Source organism: Vibrio sp. Vf1514 (genome assembly GCF_052076135.1).
Classification (GTDB): Bacteria; Pseudomonadota; Gammaproteobacteria; order Enterobacterales; family Vibrionaceae; genus Vibrio; species Vibrio furnissii.
In genome coordinates, this window is record NZ_CP197268.1 from 1,024,388 (window position 1) to 1,044,619 (window position 20,232).

A 20,232-nucleotide genomic window follows, 5' to 3' on the forward strand; every position below is an offset into this window, starting at 1 on the left:
AATAAATCAAGGTATATCAAGATATGTTTATCAAGAATCTTTCGATAGCAAAGAAGATTTCTTTTTCTTTTCTGATCATCGCTCTGATTAATATTGCCTTCGGCGTGTTCTTATCGACAGAACTGAAGAGTATTAAGGCAGAATTGCTGAACTACACCGACGACACCTTGCCTGCCGTAGAACGTGTAGACGCGATTCGTGATGATCTTTCGCGTTGGAGACGCTCTCAATTTGTCGCGTATACATTAGATGACGCTGATAAAATAAGTAATCAAATTGCGGGGAACATTCGCAAAAGAAACGAAATTGCTCGTGAATTAGAAGCTTACGGAAAAACTGTTTGGCCGGGAGAAGAAGAGCAAACGTTTAAACGAATCATGCGTAACTGGGAAATTTATCTCGGTACGATGGATCAATATAACGCCGCCATGTTAGCGAACGACAAAGTCAAAGCACAACCTATTCTTGCCTCATCTTTATCTGCTTTCCAAGACCTTGACGCTGAACTGGGCGAACTGATTCAAGTGCTTAAAAAAGCCATGGAAGATAATAAACGTCATATTCTGACCTCGGTAAATGACTTAAGTACGTCTTCAATTACAAGCAACATCATTATTCTCGTCATGATGATTGCAATGACGTTGGTATTAACTCGTCTGATCTGTGGCCCACTTAAATTAGTGGTAGAACAAGCGAACTTGATTGCGAAAGGCGATCTCTCCAGCAGCATCGATCGCGACGCCATCGGCAACGACGAATTGGGCGAACTGGCTGATGCCACCAGCAAAATGCAAGACGACCTGCGCCAAGTAATCGACAACGTGATTGCCGCGGTCACTCAATTGAGCAGCGCGGTGGAAGAAATGACGCAAATTTCCGATTTGTCTGCGGCGGGCATGAAAGATCAGCAACTGCAAATCACTCACATCGCCACCGCGATGACTGAAATGAAAGCTGCAGTAGCCGACGTCGCACGCAACACCGATGAATCTGCCAGCCAAGCCAGTGAAGCCAATGAGCGCACACAGCACGGCGTGCGTGAAACGCAGCACATGGTCGATACCATTGAAGACGTGGCGAACGTGATCGGCAATGCCGGTGACACCGTGACCGAGCTGGAACTGCAATCCAGTAAGATCAACGTGATTGTGGATGTGATTCGCGACATTGCTGACCAAACCAACCTGCTGGCATTGAACGCCGCGATTGAAGCTGCACGTGCCGGTGAATCAGGCCGTGGTTTTGCTGTGGTGGCTGATGAAGTGCGCACACTGGCAGGCCGCACGCAGCAATCGACCGCAGAAATCACCACCATCATCGAGCAGTTGCAAACGCTGGCCAAAGACGCCAAATCAGCGACCGAATTGTCACGCACCAGCATCACAGGGTGCGCGCAACAAGGCCTGCAATCGAAGCAGTTGATGGGTGAAATCGAAAGCGCGATTGCCGACATTTCGGACATGGGCAGTCAAATCGCGACCGCCTGTAACCAGCAAGATTCAGTCGCAGAAGAACTCAGCCGCAGCATTGAAAACATCCATTTTGCTTCGCAGGAAGTTTCGCAAGGCTCAGAGCAAACGGCGCAAGCCTGCCGCGAACTCAGCCAGTTGTCTGTGTCGCTCCAAGAAGTCATGGGACGTTTTAAACTGAGCTGATCGTCACGCACTCCGGCGCCGTCGGAGTGCATGATTTCCGCTGTCTGATCCGTAGATTTACCCAACCACTCACGTATTTTCGTATGGAGACATTATGCGCATTAAACAAACCTTCCTTGCTTTGTCCATCGCTGCCGCCACTTTCGCGACCGCTACACCAGCGCTCAGCGCGCCTTTACATATTGCCAGCGACGACAATCAGCAACAGAGCATCCAAGCAGCGAACGCTTGGCTTGAAATCAACTTGACGCAATTTCGCGACAACATCGAACAGTTCAAATCGAAGATGAACAACCACACTAAAATTTGTGCGGTGATGAAAGCCAACGCTTACGGCAATGGCATTCAAGGTTTGATGCCAACCATTCTAGAGCAGCAAATTCCTTGCGTGGCGATTGCCAGCAACGCCGAAGCGCAAGCGGTGCGCGACAGCGGTTTTAAAGGTGAATTGATGCGTGTTCGTTCAGCCAGCCTGGGCGAAATCAAAGACGCGATGCACTTGAACGTCGAAGAGCTGATTGGTAGCGCCGAGCAAGCCAAAGCGCTGTCTGCTTTGGCGAAAAAGGCAGGTCACGACATCAAAGTACATCTTGCACTGAACGATGGTGGCATGGGCCGCAACGGGATTGATATGACCACCGACGCGGGCAAGAAAGAATCACTACAAATCGCGGCCGCCAAAGGCGTGCGCATTGTCGGTATCATGACCCATTTCCCAAGTTACGATGCGGACGAAGTGCGCCAAAAACTGGCGTCATTCAACACCCATTCAGCATGGTTGATCAAAGAAGCGAAACTGAACCGCGAAGACATCCTGCTGCACGTGGCGAACTCGTTCACCGCGCTGAATGTGCCAGAAGCGCAACTGGATATGGTGCGTCCGGGCGGCGTCCTGTACGGCGATCAGCCAACCAATCCGGAATACCCATCCATCGTGTCTTTCAAAACGCGTGTGGCGTCACTGCACCACCTGCCGAAAAACAGCACCGTGGGTTACGACAGCACCTTCACCACGCAGCAAGACAGCCTGATGGCGAACATTCCGGTCGGTTACTCAGACGGTTACCCACGTAAAATGGGTAACAAAGCGCAGGTGATCATCAATGGTCAACGCGCCAACGTGGTGGGTGTGGCATCGATGAACACCACCATGGTGGATGTCACGCAGATCAAAGGCGTGAAAGCAGGCAGCGAAGTGGTGTTGTTTGGTCATTCACAAGGCGAAACCATTTCTGCCTCAGAAATGGAAAACAACGCTGACGTGATTTTCCCTGAACTTTACACTTTGTGGGGCAGCGCGAACCCACGGGTTTACGTGAAATAAGCTTCCGTTCTCAAGTTAAAAGCGAGCTATTCAGCTCGCTTTTTTAGTTCATATCGACATAGTCGAGCCAGAATGGCCGCTCGCCAAGGTGGTTCAGCAGCAAACTGACAAAATCATCAACCAACAGGCTACGCTGGCGATTGGGATAGATGGCGTAGATGCCGGTACTCATGGTGGAAATCACATAATCCGGCAGCAATTGCACCAACCCCGCCTCTTCTAATGACTCTTCCAAACCAAACATGTCAATCAGTCCATAACCGACACCTTTTTTGATCGACTCCACCACCAGCTTCACATCATTGACTTTGAAGTTGCCTTTCATGGTCAGGTTAAGCATCTCTTGGCTGCTCGGTTCGCAACTGATGGTCAGTTTATCCAACGTCACATCACCATTGGCGTAAATCACCGCAGGTAGCGCAATTAATGCCTCAGGGCTTTGCGGCAAGCCATGTTTCGCCACGAAATCATTGGACGCGATCAGCACAAAATTGGTGTTGGTGATCTTCTTGGCGATCAAGTTGGAATCGGCCAATTTGCCGATTCGAATCGCAACATCAAACTTATCCGCAATGATGTCGGCGCGTTTGTCATCTAAGATCAGCGTCAGTTCTACATCCGGGTATTTGCCAATGAACGCATCCAGCACCGGCTGTAAATAGCGCTGGCCGAAGTAGTTAGGCGCGGCAATTTTGATGCTGCCGCTCGGTGTTAATTGATGCGTTTCGGCAATGCGCTGAATATTGTTGAGCGTGTCTTCCAACACTTGCGCTTGCTGATAGATCTGCTCCCCCACTGGCGTCAGTGAAATGGTGCGGGTTGAACGATTCAGCAGTTGCACGCCCAAGCTCTGTTCCAGTTTTTTGATCTGCTTTGACAGCGCCGAGTTATCCATATCATGCAATAACGCCGCTTTGGTAAATGACCCCTGACGGACCACATCGACAAACAGAGACAACTGGTGACTAATTGACATAGATTATCCAATCAAAAAAGCAATAAAGGGTGAAGCCGTTCTATCTAAACAATGCATGTCTAAACAATGCCTGTCTAAACAATGCCTGTCTAAACAATGCATGGTGAGTGACGGCTTTAGGCAGTCGACGATTGATATTGTTTGACCATATCATTCAACATAGAAACGATTTGCACAATGAGAACAAACGTGAAAGGTAACGCGCCAGCAATGGCGACCTGTTTGTTGAGGTTCACATCGTTGATATAGATCAGACTGAGCGATAAGCCCAGCAGTACAATCGCCCAAAGCATGGTGTTTCTTTTCCCGGTTTTTCCATCCAACATACCGCAAACCAGTAACGCAGAGTCAGCGCTGGTAATGATAAAAGTGATTAACAAAACAATCGCGAGGCAGGCAATCATGCTGCCATGCGGCAATTGGTCCAGAAACAGAAACAAGCCTTGCGTATAATCCAGATCCACAGCATCAATAATTAGATTGGCAGAGGCTTGTTCCAAAGCCGTGCCACCAAACACCGTGAACCATAAAACTGAGGCCAATGACGGTACAAGCGCAACACACAGAATAAACTGACGAACCGTCCGACCTTGACTAATTCTTGCAATGAAAGGGCCAACAAAGGGCGCCCAGGCGATCCACCAGACAATATAGATAATCGTCCAGCCCACACTCCATTGCTCATCGTTGGGCGCAAGTGAAAATGAAACGTCGGGTAAGATTTCGACGTAGCGAGCCGTAGATGACAGCACGCGATTTAGAATCGTGATGGGGTCAAATGACATCACGACAAACATCATCATCACCAATAAAAGCACGATGTTGAGTTGGCTCAGTCGCTTAATTCCCTTGTTTAACCCCAGTAATGATGAGCCTGTAAAGCAGATAGAAATCACAAAGATGATGCTGTACCTAAACAGCACAGAGTCTGCATTGACACCAAAAATATTCTCCACACCCGCCTGAATCAAAGCAATGGTATTGGCAAACGTCCCCGCGACACCAAACAGAATCGCCACAATGGCCAACCAATCCATGGTCACAAATAAGCCGCGTTTAGACTCGGCATTCACACTGGAAGAAATGAACAAAGGTCGCCCGCGATTAAACGTAAACCACGCGATGGTGAGCCCAGCCAACGCATAGATACACCATGCATGTAGCCCCCAGTGGAAATAAGTCAGCGCCAAAGCGTTATCGATTTTATCTGCAGGCGAAATACCAAAAGCAGGCATATGAGCAAAATGTGACGTTGGCTCCGCGACGCCCCAAAAGACCAATCCTGACCCCATGCCACAGGTAAAAAGCATGGTTATCCAACTAAACGTTGAGAATTCAACCTTGGCCGCTTGCCCCCCTAATTTGATATTCCCTATCGGGCTCATTGCAATCAGCAAGCACACAAAAATCGTAGCGGACGAGAACAACAAGAAGCTAAGGCCAAAACGTTCAACGAAGGTTTGCGTGACATGAGAAATCGCGGAAATGCTATAGCTTGGAAATGCGATGAGAACCAGAGATAACAGCGTAACAACGATGAAACCATAGTGTTCATAATGTAGCTGAAAGCTGCGTCGGGTAACTGATGAGTTCATAGTATTGATCTTAAGTTGTTGTCTAAATGCCACTTGTCGTGGCATTTATTTATGATTTCAAACGTTGAAAGTACTCATCCCACGTGATGTGTTGCCTGCCCGCTGCAGCGTAAAACTGACTTTCATTGTTCAGTTGGTTGGTCCGAATGCTCTCATATATGCCACCAACCACATTCCCTAAGAAATCGCCCAATTCAGGAATACGGCTCAATCTAAATGCTTCAGTATCCATTGGAACATAAACTAAGTGCGTATTAAAAGTTTCATTTAAATAACGCACCAATTGATACTGGCTCATTGGCTGACCATTGAGATTGTAAATCTGGCCATTGTGCTTATCGTCGGTCAGGAGTTTCGCGTAGGCATAAGCCAATTCATCACGCGTGGTATAACCACATAAGCCATCTCCGGCACTATTTGCCACTTCACCGGCGGCAACGTATTCATTCAAATATTCCACGTCCGGTTCGATATAAATCCCATTGCGCCCAATAACCCAATCCAATCCAGATTGCTGAAGCATCAACTCGGTTTTTCGGTTACTTTGCACCACAGGAGAAAACGCAGTGTCGTGCTCTGCCCCTTGGATACTGGTATAAACGATTTTACGAACACCAGCTCGCTGCGCTGCCGTAATGACATTGCGATGTTGAATCATGCGTTCATCTGCATGGCTCATACTCGTCACCATCAATAACGTATCAATGCCTTGCAGTGATTTTTCAAGCTGTGCCTGTTGATTGTAATCGCCTGGACGAACCTCAACACCCAACGACATCGCTCTTTCAACGGTACGCGCGAGCGCTACCACTTGATGAGATGGCGTAAACTGAAGCAGTGCTTTGACAACGGCTGACCCTAATTGTCCACTGGCTGCTGCGATGGCTATTTTCATCTTACTTTCCTCGACAAAGCGTAGCATCTCACTACGCTTTGTCACTGATACTCAAAGACCCAATACATGGTTCGATAAAGTGTGAGTCACGTTTTAATGCATGCACTCATCATCTATCTAAAATCAAAGAACAGTCAGAACGTCTTCCATTGGCAAACGCGCTTTTGGCAGGCCATGGTTGTAGTCTTCCAGCTCCAGGTGGTAACCCATTGCGACCGCCACATCACACACATACCCATCCAGCTCTTCACTGAACACTTCGCCAATCAGCGCTTGGTCGACACCTTCCATCGGAGTGGAATCGATGCCCAGACGTGCCAGCACGTGTAAAAGGTTACCCAATGCGATGTAAGTTTGTGCTTTGGTCCAGTGACCGTTGAAGCCGTTTTCGTCGGTGTTGGACTCGGCAAAGGTATACGCACCATTGAGGAAACCGTCGTAACGCTCCGCAGGCAGGTGACCTGAAGAGACTTCAACGTCCGCAACTTTGCGATAATCTTCTTTAGTGAATTTAGGGTTGTATGCTAGCAACACGGTGTGCGACGCCGCTTTCGCGTGCGGTTGGTTGAACTGGTGCATGCGGGCAAATGTGTCGTGGAAACGCTGCTTCGCGGCATCACTCTCAATCACAATGAACTTCCAAGGCTGTGCATTGATGGATGAAGCCGACAGGCGCAGCGCCTCTTTGATGATCGCCATATCGTCGGATGAGATTTTTTTGTTCGCATCATAACGTTTGGCTGTGTAACGTTTAGTTAGGTCGGCAATAATTTGGTTAGACATGGTATTTCCCCGCAAAAATAATGGATGCTTGGCTCTCGCTCAAGCTGGCGACTGAGTCGCTGTGTTTTCAAAGTGATTGCATTATGCGTCGGAATCCGCGGGGATTCGATTGCCAACACTGCCAAACATTGTGGAACTAAAAATCCATAATCAACGCAACCACTGAGGATTATTTAACCACAATCACGCCTATTCATGACGCTCGGCACTGGGTACGCAAGGCGTCAATCACCGCTGTCAGGTTGAAAAATTGAGCGTCGGCAATGGCAAAGCGCGCTTGGTCAGCATGTGGTGATACCAAATACGTGGTCATCTGGGCGCGTTTGGCCGCAGTTAAGCCGGTGAAGCTGTCTTCAATCACCAAGCAATCCGCCACCGCAACGTCGAGTTTGCGTGCAGCGGTCAGGTACACATCCGGTTGCGGCTTGCCGTGCTTTTCATCTTCCGCACTGCAAATCACGCTGAATTTGTCCCACAGCGCTAAACGGTCAAACACCGCTTGGATCACCACATGGTTTGAAGAGGTGGCGAGCGCAATGCGCATGCCTTGTTCGGCAAAAAATTGTAAGGCGTCGTACACACCAGCCATCGCTTCGCCCGTTGCCGAAATGCGTTGGCACAGCTTGGTCAGAATCAGGGTTTCTAATACTTGTGAATCAACCACCAGCGCATACGTTTCACACCATGTGCGCGCAATCTCATCAATACGCTTGCCCATGGTCAGTTGTTCGCAGTCCTGACGGGTGATCGCCACACCAAACCCAGCCAACGATTCAATCTGCGCTTCTTGCCATAGCGGCTCGGAGTCAATGATCACGCCATCCATATCAAAAATTACTGCTTTCTTGTTCATACTTACCTCAAAAAAATAAAAAAAGGGATGGCAATCAAAGCCATTGCCATACCCTAAACCGTGTTATGCAACGGTGACTTTACCTGAATCAACAAATTCGGTTTCAAATCCAGGTTGCTCCACCTTGATGCGATAGGTGAAGAAAAACGCCAGCACGTACAAGGCAGTATAGGCAATCACGACCCCGATGGTGCTGAAGTACGGCAACACGATCACTGCAATCGCTGGCGCCAAAAAGTTCGATAAACCAGCCGACAGGTTATACACCGAAATCGCCGCGCCTTTATGATTCGGCTCCAAGGCCGGAAAAACAGCGGCCATTGGCACAAATGCGGCGACAAAAATACCCAGCGCAATCGCCGGGATCAGCGCCATGGCGAAGTTATTGCCAAAGTGCTGCGGAATGTAATAGAACGCAAGGCTCGACAGCGCCATGCCCACACAACCAAACCAGCGAACCACTTTCAACCAACCCAGTTTTTCGCCCATGATGCCCCAGAAGACATTGGAAAAGATGGTGGTGAAGAAGAAGACCGCCCACACCTGAAGCCATTCGGATGTCGTAAAGCCTAAATCGTCGACAAACATCATCGGCATGATGACCGCAAAACCAAACAGCGATAGCGTATTGATGATGCGAACAAAGCTGGAATAGAGCACATTTTTGTTGGTGTAAAGCAGCGTCACGGCGCGGCTGAGCTCGGTCAGTTTCTGTTTGGTGGTGAGATTGTGCATGTGCGTCGGCGTTTTCACCTTGCGCAGCGCTATCATGGCAATCAAACCGCCAGCGGCACAAAACGCCAATGACAGCCACAAAGTACCCAGCTCGCCAATCCAAGGAATGGTGAAACTTGGAATGTAGCTTCCGGCCACGCCGATGCCGATCGAATACACCGTCCAGAACCAACCCAGCGCGGAACTGACGCCATCACTGCGCACGTTGTGCACGATCACCACAATGAAGGAGTAGAGGAACAGCGGATAAGCAAAGCCGCGAATGCCGTAGAACAGCAAAATGAGCGCGTAGTTTGACTGCCCTAACCCGAAGGTTAAGAACAGAACGTGGAAAGTACACCACAGCAAAAAGCCGATTTTCATCGTTTTCTGCGGTGTGATGATTTCTGCGACCACACCGGACACCCAAGCTGCCAGCGCGGCAGCCAAACCATACAGCGTAAAGGCAAAAGAGGACTGCGCTGGCGTAAAGCCCAACTCCGTGATGTAGTGCGACAGGAATGCCAGCTCAAAGCCATCGCCAGTCATAAAGATGGCAATCGCGATGTATCCCCAGATCAGATTGAGCGGCAATCCAAGCCACTGTTTGCTTACGTTTTCCATATATTCCTCGTTTCGTAGGGTAAAGGAATCCCACGCCCCTTTGCAGGGGCGTAGTCCATGAGGTTGTGATGATTCTTCTAAAAATTCTTTTTAAATAGGCTCTTAATGGCCGAGGTTATGACCGTAAGGCCAAATCGTTTTGATAGAGGGCGCGGAACCGAGCATAGCGCTCACTCAACACGGGCTTACGATCCGCGCAAGGTTGATAAATGCGGTGAATGTCTGGCTTTTTACACACCTGTGCCACGGATTTTCCGGACGCCAAACATGCCAGACGCGCTGCGCCCAGTGCGCCGCCGGTTTCACCGCCTTTGTGCGTCACAATCGGCAGGCCGAGGGTGTCTGCCAGCAATTGCGCCCAGAATGGGCTGCGAGCGCCCCCGCCGACCAACGAACACTGGTCAATCTGGGTGCCGCTGTCTTGCAAGACGCGCAGACCATCGGCAATCCCAAAGCTCACACCTTCAATCACGGCATAACCCAACAACGCGCGATGGGTTGAATGGCTCATGCTGTGGAACATGCCCATGGCTTGCGGGTCGTTGTGCGGCGTGCGTTCCCCAGAGAGATAAGGCAAGAACAGCGGCGCTTTGGCTTTTTCTTCCTCACTCAACTGCTCAATGTCCGCCAGCAGTTCCACCTCGGTCGCTCCGACAATGCGACAGAACCACTGCAAACAACTGGCGGCACTGAGCATAACGCTCATCTGATGCCAACGCTGCGGCAACACATGACAAAACGCGTGCACCGCCGATTGAGGCGCGGGGCGATATTGTTCGTTCACCACAAACAACACCCCGGATGTGCCCAAGGAGATAAACGCATCGCCCGGATTTACCGCGCCAACACCAATCGCACTCACGGCGTTATCACCGCCGCCACCAGCAACAATCACCGATGGACTCAAGCCCCATTTGTGCGCCATCTCCGCCGAGAGCGACGCCGACACATCGCACCCTTCCACCAATTCAGGCATCTGAGCGCGCGTCAGTTGGCATGTATCCAGCAGCGCATCGGACCAATCGCGCTTGGCGACATCCAGCCACAAAGTGCCAGCCGAATCCGACATATCAGAAACTTTGCGTCCGGTCATTTTGAGGCGCAGATAATCTTTCGGCAGCAGCACAGTCTGAATGCGCGCAAAGTTTTCCGGTTCATGTTTGCGCACCCAAATCAGCTTCGGTGCGGTAAACCCCGGCATGGCCAAATTGCCCGCAATGTCATGCAAATTCGGCGCTGCCGCTTCCAGTTCCGCGCACTCTTCGTGGCAACGCGTGTCGTTCCACAAAATTGCCGGGCGAATCACCGCATCGTGGTCATCCAGCAGTACGGCCCCATGCATCTGCCCCGACAGGCCAATCGCTTTGATCGCGCCCCAATGTTCGGTGCACTTTTCTCGCAACGCGCCAATCAGATAGTTGGTGGCTTCCCACCACTCTTGCGGCGCTTGCTCAGACCAATGCGGATGCGGGCGTTGAATCGTCAGCGGCGCGCTGTGTGTGGCGACGGTTTCACCGTGCTCATCAATCACCAGCGCTTTCACTTCCGACGTGCCAAGGTCAATTCCTAAATACATACCTGCTCCTTACTGAATCATGGGGTAGACGGCGGCGATTTTCTCGCGCAGCAGCGCTTCAAATTCAGCGCGCTCAGCCAATTCACCAAACAATGCTTTGTCATGTGCATAGACTGCAATTGGGTCTACCGACTCAAACATCGCATGCACTGCCGCCGCATCCAGAATGCCGTCTTGATACTCATAAGGTAGAACGCCTTGGTGCCACTGCTGCATAAACACGAAGAACAACGCAGGCAACATTGCGGTAGCTTGCGGCGCGACGCCACGTTGGTAACACTCGATCATCGTTGGGGTGATCATCGCCGGAATTTTCGAGAAACCGTCTGCCGCCACACGCTGGTTGGTGTCTTTGATGTATGGGTTGGTAAAACGCTCTAACACCACATCACGATACGTGGGCAGGTCGATACCGTTGTCACCCAAGCAAGGGATCACATCCTGCGTCACGTAATCATGCGCAATTTTGTAGATGCTCTCAGTCAGCGTGCTGTCGTGAATAAACGACTGCCCCAGCAAGGTGCCCGCCCACGCAATGCAACTGTGCGACGAGTTGAGAATGCGAATTTTCGCTTCTTCATACGGGATCACTGAATCCACCATTTCAACGCCCACCGTTTCCAGCGCTGGTCGAGCGTCTTTAAAGTTGTCTTCAATCACCCATTGAATAAAGGTTTCGCCCATCACGGGCGCTTGATCATCAATGCCCGTTTGCTGTTTGATGCGAGCCGGCAGATCAGCCGCTGGGCGTGGCGTGATGCGATCGACCATGGTATTCGGACAGGTGGTGTTCTCTTTCACCCATTGCAACACATCGGTTTTGCCAGTCAGCGTCAGAAACTCCATCAACCCATCGCGAAAACGTTCGCCGTTGTGACGCACGTTGTCACAGTTAAGCAGCGTCACTGGGCCAGCATCGTCTGCCATGCGGCGCTCAAGAATTTTCGTCACAGTGCCGTAAATGGTTTGATGACCACCGTTGAGATCAGCGTTTAAGACCGCACTGTCGACATCCAGCGTGTGGTCAGTTTTGAGGTAGTAGCCGCCTTCGGTCACGGTAAAAGCGATGACTTTCGTCTGCGCCTTCGCCCCTTCGTCAATCAGCGGTGCCAGATCCGCTTGCCAAGGCAGCAGCATTTGAATCGACTTGATGACTTCGTAATGACGCTCACCCGCCGGACTCACGGTTTCCAGCACATATTCGCCGTTTTGCGCTCGCAACGCGTCGACGGTGGCTTCGGCATCGTTGCGAATGTTGCCCGCAGCGATATGCCAGCGTTGATCGCCCGATGCCAACAATTTGTGCAGATACCACGCTTGGTGCGCGCGGTGAAATGAACCCAGACCGATGTGAAGCCACGTGTATTGGTTTGTCATGATGATTCCTCGTTCTTATTGAATGACGCCACTCTAATCGATCAAATTACCAAATAAAGAGCCATAGATCACAAACGAACAAAAGACCATTTATAGGTCTTTTGTTCGTTTGTGGGTAATTGATAGCTATTGCACTCCGCAAGCGTTCGCGAGAAGATACGAGGTATTCGCGCGCCCAAGACGAAAAACCAAAGCTTTAGAACAGGCGCAAGACATTGAATAGTAAGGATGAAATGTGGCAAGAGACGACAGCTTTAAAACCGACCAAATGGTGCGTGCCGCTTGGATGTATTACATCTCCGGCCGCAATCAGAGCGATATTGCGTCTGAACTCGGTTTATCCCGTCCGGTGGTACAACGTTTGATTGCGGCGGCCAAAGAGGAAGGCATTGTTTCAGTTGGCCTGCACCACCCGATTTCAACCTGTTTAGATTACGCAGAACTGCTGAAGGCGAAGTATCAACTGGTGGAGTGCAACATCGTCCCGACCACCAGCGGCGAGGAAACCTTAGATAACGTGTCGTTTGGCTGCTTTCAGTTGATGTCGAAATACGTCAAAGACCAGCAGAATCAAATCATCGGCATCGGCTCGGGGCTGACGCTGAAAAAAGCGATCAACCGGATTGATTTCGAATCGCCCAATAGCCAATGCGTGGCGTTGATCAGCGCGATGGGCGTGAATGGTCAATGTAACTACTACGATGATGTGCCGCTGATCCTGGCGCGGAAAATTCGCGCCAACTATTACCAGTTGCCTGCGCCGCGTTACGCCCTGTCAGCCGATGAACTGAAAGTCTGGACTGGCATGCGTGTGTTTGAGGAAGTCGCCGCCGTTGCCAGCAACGCCAACGTGGTGTTTATCGGTATTGGCTCATTGAGTAAAGCAAGCCCAATCATCCAAGATGGTTTTATCTCCGCCGATAAGGCCGACGAGCTAAATCAACAAGGCGCCGTGGGAGAAATTCTCGGCCGATTCATTAATGCCCAAGGTGACGTGATTGATTGCACCATCAACACCTTCATCACCAGCCATGATATTCGCAGCAACGACTGCCCACGCATCGGCGCTGCCTGTGGTGAAGACAAACGCCCCGCAATTCTCGCCGCGCTGCGCGGTCGCTGGATCAACGGTTTGGTCACCGACGAAACCACCGCCCGCTGGCTGTTAACGCAATAGATAGCAAAAAGGGCTTCAGTCATCTGAAGCCCTTTTATGGGCGGGATGGCGTTAGTGATACGCCTCGCCCACCTGCACTTTGCCGCGAAAGACGTAGTAACCCCACGCGGTGTACGCAAGAATCACGGGCAGGATAAACAGCACGCCTATCAACGCAAACAGTTGGCTGGAAAGCGGTGACGCCGCCTGCCAGAAGTCAACCGATGGCGGAATGATGCTCGGCCAGATGCTGATCATCAGGCTCACATAGCCGAGTGCAATCAAAAACAGCGTGGCAACAAACGGTTTGTAAGAGTGGCGTTTGCGCAGATTACGCAAAATCAGCGCCACGGCAATCACCGCCAACACTTCCACTGACGCCGTAAAGACCCAGTGATGACCGCTCAGCCACAAGTCAGCCAGGTGCGGGTTTAACCACGCGGTCCACACCGCCACCATCGCAATCATCACGATCAACGCGTAAGTCAGCGGGCGGCTGTAGTGGCGCATTTTGCTCTCCAGCATGCCGTCGGTTTTCATCAGCAACCAGGTACTGCCCAGCAGCGCGTAGGTCAGCGTCAAACCCAACCCACACAGCAGTGGAAACGGCGCCAACCAGTCAAAATCACCACCGGCAAACTGGCGGTTCACCACGGGAATGCCCGCGACGTAAGTGCCCAGTGCGACGCCTTGGAAAAACGCCGCCATGATCGAGCCACCAATGAACGCTTTATCCCACCAGTGACGCGATTTCGCTGACGCTTTAAAGCGAAACTCAAATGCGACGCCACGGAAAATCAGCCCCGCTAATACCAACACCAGCGGCAGATACAGCGCTTCCAGAATGACGGAATACGCCAATGGGAATGCGGCGTACAACGTCGCACCGCCAAACACCAGCCAGGTTTCGTTGCCATCCCACACCGGCGCGACCGTGTTCATCATCACATCGCGCTCTTTCGGGTCGGAGATGAACGGAAAAAGAATGCCTAAGCCTAAGTCAAAGCCATCGAGAATCACGTACAGCAGCAAGCCAAACGCGATGATCACGGCCCAAATCACGGATAAATCGATACCTTGAATGGTCATGTTGTGCTCCTCTATTTCGCCAGGCTGAGCGGGTCATCGCTCACGCGTTCTTGCTCAACCGTTGTCGGGCCTTTGCCCACCAGACGCATCATGTAAGTGATCCCGACGGTAAACACCGAGAAGTAAATAATGACAAACAGCGCCAGCGTGATACTCATCTGCAATACATCATGGTTCGATGCCGCATCGCGGGTGCGCATCATGCCGTACACCACCCATGGCTGACGGCCGATTTCGGTCGTGAACCAGCCTGCCAGCAGCGCAATCAGTCCCGATGGCCCCATCAGCAGGACAAAGCGATGGAACAACTTGGTGTCGTAGAGTTTGCCTTTGCGACGCAGCCACAACGCGGTCAGAGCAGACAGAATCATCAACATGCCAAGGCCAGCCATCACGCGGAAACTCCAGAACACGATGGTTGAATTGGGTCGGTCTTCTTTCGCAAAGCTTTTCAGCGCCGGGATCTGTTTATCCAGACTGTGGGTCAAAATTAAGCTGCCCAGATACGGCACTTCAAGGCTGAAGCGGGTTTTCTCCGCGTCCATATCCGGAATCCCGAACAGGATCAACGGCGTCGCTTCGCCCGGTTTGTTTTCCCAGTGCCCTTCAATCGCCGCAATTTTCGCGGGTTGATGCTCAAGCGTATTTAAACCGTGTGCATCGCCCACCACCGCTTGCAGTGGTGCCACCAGCAGAATCATCCACATCGCCATGGAGAACATTTTTTTCACTTCAGCACTCTTGCGACCGCGCAGTAAATGCCAGGCCGCTGAAGCGGCAACAAAGAATGCCGTCGACAGGAAGGCAGCCAATGCCATGTGCGCCAGTCGGTACGGGAATGACGGGTTGAACACGATTTTAAACCAGTCGACAGGCACCACGCGGCCATCTACAATTTCAATGCCTTGCGGGGTCTGCATCCAACTGTTGGATGACAGGATCCAGAACGTTGAAATCAGCGTCCCGATTGCCACCATCACCGTGGCAAAGAAGTGCATGCGGCGGCTGACTTTGTGCCAGCCAAACAGCATGACACCCAAAAATCCGGCTTCGAGGAAGAAGGCCGTCAGCACTTCGTAGGTCAGAAGTGGTCCGGTGACACTGCCAGCGAAATCAGAAAAGCGCGCCCAGTTGGTGCCAAATTCGTACGACATCACCAAGCCGGACACCACGCCCATGCCAAAGTTAACGGCAAAAATTTTGCACCAGAAGTGATACAGGTTTTTGTACACCGGATTGCCGGTTTTCATCCAGCGCCATTCCAGCACCGCGAGAAAACTGGCCAGCCCAATGGTGATCGCCGGGAAAATAATGTGAAACGACACCGTGAACGCAAACTGAATGCGCGCCAGGTCGAGAGCCTCTAAATGAAACATACCAGAATCCTTAATCTTTCAGAGGTCGCTGGCCCCGCCGCATAACACCAAGCAGGGCCAATGAGATAAACAGAAGTAAACCGAATTACAGTGCAGTGGTTGGAATCACGCTGCTTGGTTTGGCTTTTTCCAGTTTGATGGCCACAAACTTGGAGGTCGGCGTAAAGGTGCGATCGCCGTAGCTATCGAGCGGTACCAGCGGATTGGTTTCCGGGTAATACGCCGCGGCCTGTCCGGTTGGCATGTCATACGCCACCAGTTCAAAACCGCTGACACGGCGCTCCAGCCCGTCGTCCCACAAGGTCACCAAGTCCACTTTATCGCCCGGTTCATAACCCAGACGACGAATGTCCTCTGCGTTGACGAACACCACATCGCGCATGCCAAACACACCGCGATAACGGTCATCCAGCCCATACAACGTGGTGTTGTACTGATCGTGGGAACGCAGGGTTTGCAGGATCAGATCCGGCGCATCGCCGCGTTGAATCACGTTTTCGTTCACCAGTTGCTCCAGCAGCGCTGGCGCAGCAAACTGCGCTTTCCCGCTGGCTGTATTCCATTCACGACGGGCCGCCGTATTACCCAGGTAAAAACCGCCCGGATGCTGCAAACGCTGATTGAAGTTTTCAAACCCGGGAATGGTGTCAGCGATCAAATCACGAATGTGACTGTAATCAGCGATCGCCCAGTCCCAGTCGATAGGGAAATTACCCAGTGTCGCTTTGGCAATCCCCGCCAGAATCGCAGGCTCAGAACGTAGAGATGGCGAGCGCGCTTTGAGCTGGCCATAGGAGAGGTGCACCATGCTGAAAGTATCTTCAACCGTCACGCCCTGCGGGCCGTTGGCCTGAATATCGATTTCAGTACGGCCAAGGCATGGCAGGATCAACGCATCGCGGCCAGTCACCAGATGTGAACGGTTCAGTTTGGTGGCTATGTGTACGGTCAGCTCACAATTACGTAGCGCATCATGAGTACGTGGTGTATCCGGCGTCGCTTGCGCAAAGTTACCGCCAAGGCCGATAAACACTTTGGCGCGCTTCTCTTCCATCGCCTTGATGGCAAGCACGGCGTTATGACCATGTTCGCGCGGCACTTTGAATTGGAAGCGTTTTTCCAGCGCATCCAACAGAAACTCCGGCGGCTGTTCATCAATCCCCATCGTGCGGTCACCCTGCACGTTACTGTGACCACGCACCGGTGATAGCCCGGCACCCGGTTTGCCGACGTTCCCGCGCAGCAGCTGCAAATTCACCACTTCCTGAATGGTCGGCACAGAGTGACGGTGCTGAGTCAGCCCCATCGCCCAGCACATCACCACGCGTTCAGCACGGCGATACATGCGCGCCAGCACTTCGATTTCATCGAGTCCCAAACCTGATTGCTGAGTGATGTGTTTCCACGAGGTACGATCGACAACGTTTAAGTAAGCATCCACGCCCGTCGTGTGCTCGCGAATAAAATCGTGGTCGAAAACCGGCGCTTCACCTAATGCTTGCGCTTCGCGCTCCCATTGCAGCAGAAACTTCGCCATACCGCGGAACACAGCCATATCCCCGCCCAAAGCGGGGCGGAAATAAGCACTACTGGTCGGCTCCGAGCCGTTGCTCAGCATTTCAATCGGGTGTTGTGGGTGTTGGAAACGTTCCAAACCGCGTTCTTTGAGCGGGTTCAGACAGATCACCTGTGCGCCGCGTTTCACCGCTTCACGCAAAGGTTCAAGCATACGCGGGTGGTTGGTCCCCGGGTTCTGGCCGATGACAAAAATCGCATCCGCCAATTCCAAATCTTTAAATACCACCGTCCCTTTGCCGACCCCGATGGTGTCGGACATGCCAATCCCACTGGCTTCGTGGCACATGTTTGAACAGTCAGGAAAGTTATTGGTGCCAAACGCTCGCACAAACAGTTGATAAATGTACGCCGCCTCATTGCTGGCACGACCAGAGGTGTAAAATTCCGCTTCGTCCGGAGACGCCAGCGCGTTGAGGTGGCGTCCGACCATCGCAAACGCATCGTCCCAGGAGATTTCGACGTAGTGATCGGTTTCAGAATCATAACGCATCGGATGACTCAGGCGGCCCTGATATTCCAGCCAGTAATCGGTTTGTTTCGCCAGTTCCGAAACGCTGTATTTGGCAAAGAAATCCGGATCCACAAGACGGCTGGTGGATTCCCAGTTGACGGCTTTTGCGCCGTTTTCGCAGAAATTCACCATCCCGCTTTCCGGCGATTCACCCCACGCACATCCCGGACAGTCGAAGCCGCCGTTCTGGTTGGTTTTCAACATCGCTCTCAGGTTACGAAACGCATTCTCACTGCCTAACCAGCTTTTGGTGACCGCTTTGAGCGCGCCCCAGCCTGCTGCAGGTCCGGGATACTCTTTAATGTGTTCCTTTTGGTTCATGACGACACTCCTCTCTAGGAATTTCAATGAACGATGCGTTATTTACCGGTGAGCGATGGCAAATATTATTTCGACCATTTGTGCTGATATTGATGCACAAAGATGCACGAAATAAATAAGGTTCATTGAGTTGTAATTAAACACAACCAACGATATTTTTTGGTCGTGCCTTTTATTTCACTAGAGCGTAAATCGTATTTTTTCTACCGTCCAATTGAACTTATTGAATTAATCATCGACGAAATCTATCACTCAAACAAAGCAGAAATAACCACACAAAAAGTAATTTATTGATTCATTCTTCAATGAAGGCAGACGTTATTTTTAGTCTCGACTTACGCTCCAGACGCATGCATTCCGAATAAGCACACCGATGCATCTGTTCGAGTAACCCACTCTAAATTCGGAACTTATTTTCACTTCAAACACTAAACTGCCCATGAGTTGCTCGTGATAGAAACGCTCTATCACGCGATAAAAACAACTGATTTGACCCGGGGTGTTTTCGATCTTATTCTTGATTCAGATCAAGAAACATGCAGATTTTAATCGCAACCGAGTCAGTTTTTGTATCCATTTTTGTCAGCGTGCTGAATCAGACTTTTGACAAAATAGCGTTTTAAAAAAGCATGTGAGATGCCATTCAACCGGCATCATCAATAGGATTAAAATAGAATATTGTCGCCATTAAACACTTCAACAATAATATTCTACTTAAAGTAACGTTAAAACTATTACTCATGGAAAAATCATGATCGTTCATCCTAAACCTAATTTAACGAATATTTTATTTTCATTAAAAGGTTCCATTGCAAAACGTATTGCTAAACGCAGTTTTATGATCACCGCTCTGGCGTCATTAATTGTGTTAGTGGAAGGGATGTTGCCGACATTTTTTACCCATGTGAATGCCACGCCGTTTACTTTGTTGGGTATTTCGCTGTCCATCTTTATGAGTTTTCGTAACAATGCCTGTTACTCACGTTGGTGGGAAGGTCGTCAGGCGTGGGGACACGTGATTACCGAAGTCCGCTCATTTACCCGCGCCAGTGAAGTGATTGACGATGAAGCGTTGCGTACGTCGCTGTTAAAAGAACTGTGCGGTTTTACCCATGCGTTGGCGGCGCGGCTGCGCAACGAAGACGAGTATCAGGCTGCGAAAGACTGGCTCAGTCAAGGGGCAGAGGCCTACGGACACAACGTCAGCGACGGAATTTTGCGCCATATCAGTCGCGGCTATTCCAAGCTCGCCAAAGCAGGCAGCATCAGTGAGTGGCGTTATGTGATGCTGGAAGAGCGGTTGCAACGCCTGTCTGAGGCACAAGCAACGTGTGAACGTATAAAAAGTACGCCACTACCCTTTCCGTACACCTTGCTCTTTCACCGCACCAACTACATTTTCTGTTTGTTGTTGCCATTTGCGATGGCAGAACCGCTGGGCTGGATTGCGCCGATTTTTACCACCATCGTGAGCTACACCTTTTTTGGTTTAGATGCGATTGGGGACGAACTGGAAGATCCCTTTGGCCGTGATGAAAACGATCTGCCAATGGATGCGCTGGTCAGAATTATTGAACGTGACGTTTTGGACGCGCTCAACGTGGCGGAGCTGCCACCGATTTTGCAACCGGTTGATTATGTGCTCAACTAATCGCAACGCATGACCACCCAGCGGATTTGGCGCAGCGGACACCGCTGCCACTTCAAGTCAGGCGGGTATAAGATAATAAGTACTGAGCACACTCAGTCTGTCAGTCTCAACACAAGTGGCCGAATAACAATACGAGCACGACAACGTGCCGCCCAAGTAAAAAACACCGGCCGCTTAA

15 protein-coding genes are annotated in these 20,232 nt (G+C 51.0%); 4 read left to right on the top strand and 11 right to left on the bottom strand.

Annotation, left to right across the window (positions count from 1 at the left end):
- Nucleotides 1–23 precede the first annotated feature (23 nt).
- Nucleotides 24–1,655, top strand: a complete 1,632-nt coding sequence (locus ACS18Q_RS19480; protein ID WP_014257492.1) for a methyl-accepting chemotaxis protein — start codon at nt 24–26, stop codon at nt 1,653–1,655.
- 94 nt (nt 1,656–1,749) lie between these two features.
- Complete coding sequence (gene alr, locus ACS18Q_RS19485) at nt 1,750–2,979, top strand: alanine racemase (protein WP_441257703.1); 1,230 nt, start codon at nt 1,750–1,752, stop codon at nt 2,977–2,979.
- A gap of 43 nt (nt 2,980–3,022) precedes the next feature.
- Here the strand turns inward: alr and ACS18Q_RS19490 are convergent, their stop codons facing one another.
- From ACS18Q_RS19490 to dalD, 8 genes are all read right to left on the bottom strand, one after another.
- Nucleotides 3,023–3,955, bottom strand: coding sequence for a LysR family transcriptional regulator (locus ACS18Q_RS19490; protein WP_004726898.1), 933 nt, complete (start codon nt 3,953–3,955; stop codon nt 3,023–3,025).
- A 116-nt stretch (nt 3,956–4,071) separates the two neighbouring features.
- The gene (locus tag ACS18Q_RS19495) at nt 4,072–5,595 is read right to left on the bottom strand and encodes a BCCT family transporter (RefSeq protein ID WP_441257704.1); all 1,524 of its coding nucleotides are present in this window, start codon (nt 5,593–5,595) and stop codon (nt 4,072–4,074) included.
- Nucleotides 5,596–5,599: 4 nt separating this feature from the next.
- Nucleotides 5,600–6,445, bottom strand: a complete 846-nt coding sequence (locus tag ACS18Q_RS19500) for an SDR family oxidoreductase (RefSeq protein WP_441257705.1) — start codon at nt 6,443–6,445, stop codon at nt 5,600–5,602.
- 123 nt (nt 6,446–6,568) lie between these two features.
- Nucleotides 6,569–7,228 (bottom strand): NAD(P)H-dependent oxidoreductase, encoded by a 660-nt coding sequence (locus tag ACS18Q_RS19505; RefSeq protein ID WP_014257496.1) that lies wholly within the window; start codon nt 7,226–7,228, stop codon nt 6,569–6,571.
- A gap of 193 nt (nt 7,229–7,421) precedes the next feature.
- A complete protein-coding gene (gene hxpB / locus ACS18Q_RS19510; protein WP_222726693.1) occupies nt 7,422–8,081 on the bottom strand; it encodes a hexitol phosphatase HxpB in 660 nt (219 codons plus the stop codon).
- A 63-nt stretch (nt 8,082–8,144) separates the two neighbouring features.
- A complete protein-coding gene (locus ACS18Q_RS19515; RefSeq protein WP_004726903.1) occupies nt 8,145–9,419 on the bottom strand; it encodes an MFS transporter in 1,275 nt (424 codons plus the stop codon).
- 115 nt (nt 9,420–9,534) lie between these two features.
- Entirely contained in the window at nt 9,535–10,995 is a 1,461-nt protein-coding gene (gene xylB / locus ACS18Q_RS19520; RefSeq protein WP_441257706.1) for a xylulokinase, read from the bottom strand.
- Between the two features lie 9 nt (nt 10,996–11,004).
- Nucleotides 11,005–12,372 carry a D-arabinitol 4-dehydrogenase gene (dalD, locus tag ACS18Q_RS19525; RefSeq protein WP_441257707.1) on the bottom strand — a complete coding sequence of 456 codons (1,368 nt, stop codon included), beginning with the start codon at nt 12,370–12,372 and terminating at the stop codon, nt 11,005–11,007.
- Nucleotides 12,373–12,607: 235 nt separating this feature from the next.
- Between dalD and ACS18Q_RS19530 the strand changes: the two genes are divergently transcribed.
- Nucleotides 12,608–13,549 (top strand): sugar-binding transcriptional regulator, encoded by a 942-nt coding sequence (locus ACS18Q_RS19530; RefSeq protein ID WP_055465656.1) that lies wholly within the window; start codon nt 12,608–12,610, stop codon nt 13,547–13,549.
- Nucleotides 13,550–13,600: 51 nt separating this feature from the next.
- Here ACS18Q_RS19530 and cydB read toward each other — a convergent pair whose 3' ends face one another.
- From cydB to ACS18Q_RS19545, 3 genes are all read right to left on the bottom strand, one after another.
- A complete protein-coding gene (gene cydB, locus ACS18Q_RS19535; protein ID WP_441257708.1) occupies nt 13,601–14,617 on the bottom strand; it encodes a cytochrome d ubiquinol oxidase subunit II in 1,017 nt (338 codons plus the stop codon).
- Between the two features lie 11 nt (nt 14,618–14,628).
- Nucleotides 14,629–15,993: a cytochrome ubiquinol oxidase subunit I gene (locus ACS18Q_RS19540; RefSeq protein WP_441257709.1), complete on the bottom strand. Its 1,365-nt coding sequence runs from the start codon at nt 15,991–15,993 to the stop codon at nt 14,629–14,631.
- Nucleotides 15,994–16,078: 85 nt separating this feature from the next.
- Nucleotides 16,079–18,403, bottom strand: a complete 2,325-nt coding sequence (locus tag ACS18Q_RS19545; protein ID WP_441257710.1) for an FdhF/YdeP family oxidoreductase — start codon at nt 18,401–18,403, stop codon at nt 16,079–16,081.
- Nucleotides 18,404–19,154: 751 nt separating this feature from the next.
- Here ACS18Q_RS19545 and ACS18Q_RS19550 point away from each other — a divergent pair.
- Nucleotides 19,155–20,054: a bestrophin family protein gene (locus ACS18Q_RS19550; RefSeq protein WP_014257506.1), complete on the top strand. Its 900-nt coding sequence runs from the start codon at nt 19,155–19,157 to the stop codon at nt 20,052–20,054.
- Nucleotides 20,055–20,232: the final 178 nt, after the last annotated feature.

Bases quoted from the DNA above. Each gene is read 5' to 3' on its own strand.
- ACS18Q_RS19480 (WP_014257492.1), top strand. From the start codon at position 24: ATGTTTATCAAGAATCTTTCGATAGCAAAGAAGATTTCTTTTTCTTTT.
- alr (WP_441257703.1), top strand. From the start codon at position 1,750: ATGCGCATTAAACAAACCTTCCTTGCTTTGTCCATCGCTGCCGCCACT.
- ACS18Q_RS19490 (WP_004726898.1), bottom strand. From the start codon at position 3,955: ATGTCAATTAGTCACCAGTTGTCTCTGTTTGTCGATGTGGTCCGTCAG.
- ACS18Q_RS19495 (WP_441257704.1), bottom strand. From the start codon at position 5,595: ATGCCACGACAAGTGGCATTTAGACAACAACTTAAGATCAATACTATG.
- ACS18Q_RS19500 (WP_441257705.1), bottom strand. From the start codon at position 6,445: ATGAAAATAGCCATCGCAGCAGCCAGTGGACAATTAGGGTCAGCCGTT.
- ACS18Q_RS19505 (WP_014257496.1), bottom strand. From the start codon at position 7,228: ATGTCTAACCAAATTATTGCCGACCTAACTAAACGTTACACAGCCAAA.
- hxpB (WP_222726693.1), bottom strand. From the start codon at position 8,081: ATGAACAAGAAAGCAGTAATTTTTGATATGGATGGCGTGATCATTGAC.
- ACS18Q_RS19515 (WP_004726903.1), bottom strand. From the start codon at position 9,419: ATGGAAAACGTAAGCAAACAGTGGCTTGGATTGCCGCTCAATCTGATC.
- xylB (WP_441257706.1), bottom strand. From the start codon at position 10,995: ATGTATTTAGGAATTGACCTTGGCACGTCGGAAGTGAAAGCGCTGGTG.
- dalD (WP_441257707.1), bottom strand. From the start codon at position 12,372: ATGACAAACCAATACACGTGGCTTCACATCGGTCTGGGTTCATTTCAC.
- cydB (WP_441257708.1), bottom strand. From the start codon at position 14,617: ATGACCATTCAAGGTATCGATTTATCCGTGATTTGGGCCGTGATCATC.
- ACS18Q_RS19540 (WP_441257709.1), bottom strand. From the start codon at position 15,993: ATGTTTCATTTAGAGGCTCTCGACCTGGCGCGCATTCAGTTTGCGTTC.
- ACS18Q_RS19545 (WP_441257710.1), bottom strand. From the start codon at position 18,403: ATGAACCAAAAGGAACACATTAAAGAGTATCCCGGACCTGCAGCAGGC.
- ACS18Q_RS19550 (WP_014257506.1), top strand. From the start codon at position 19,155: ATGATCGTTCATCCTAAACCTAATTTAACGAATATTTTATTTTCATTA.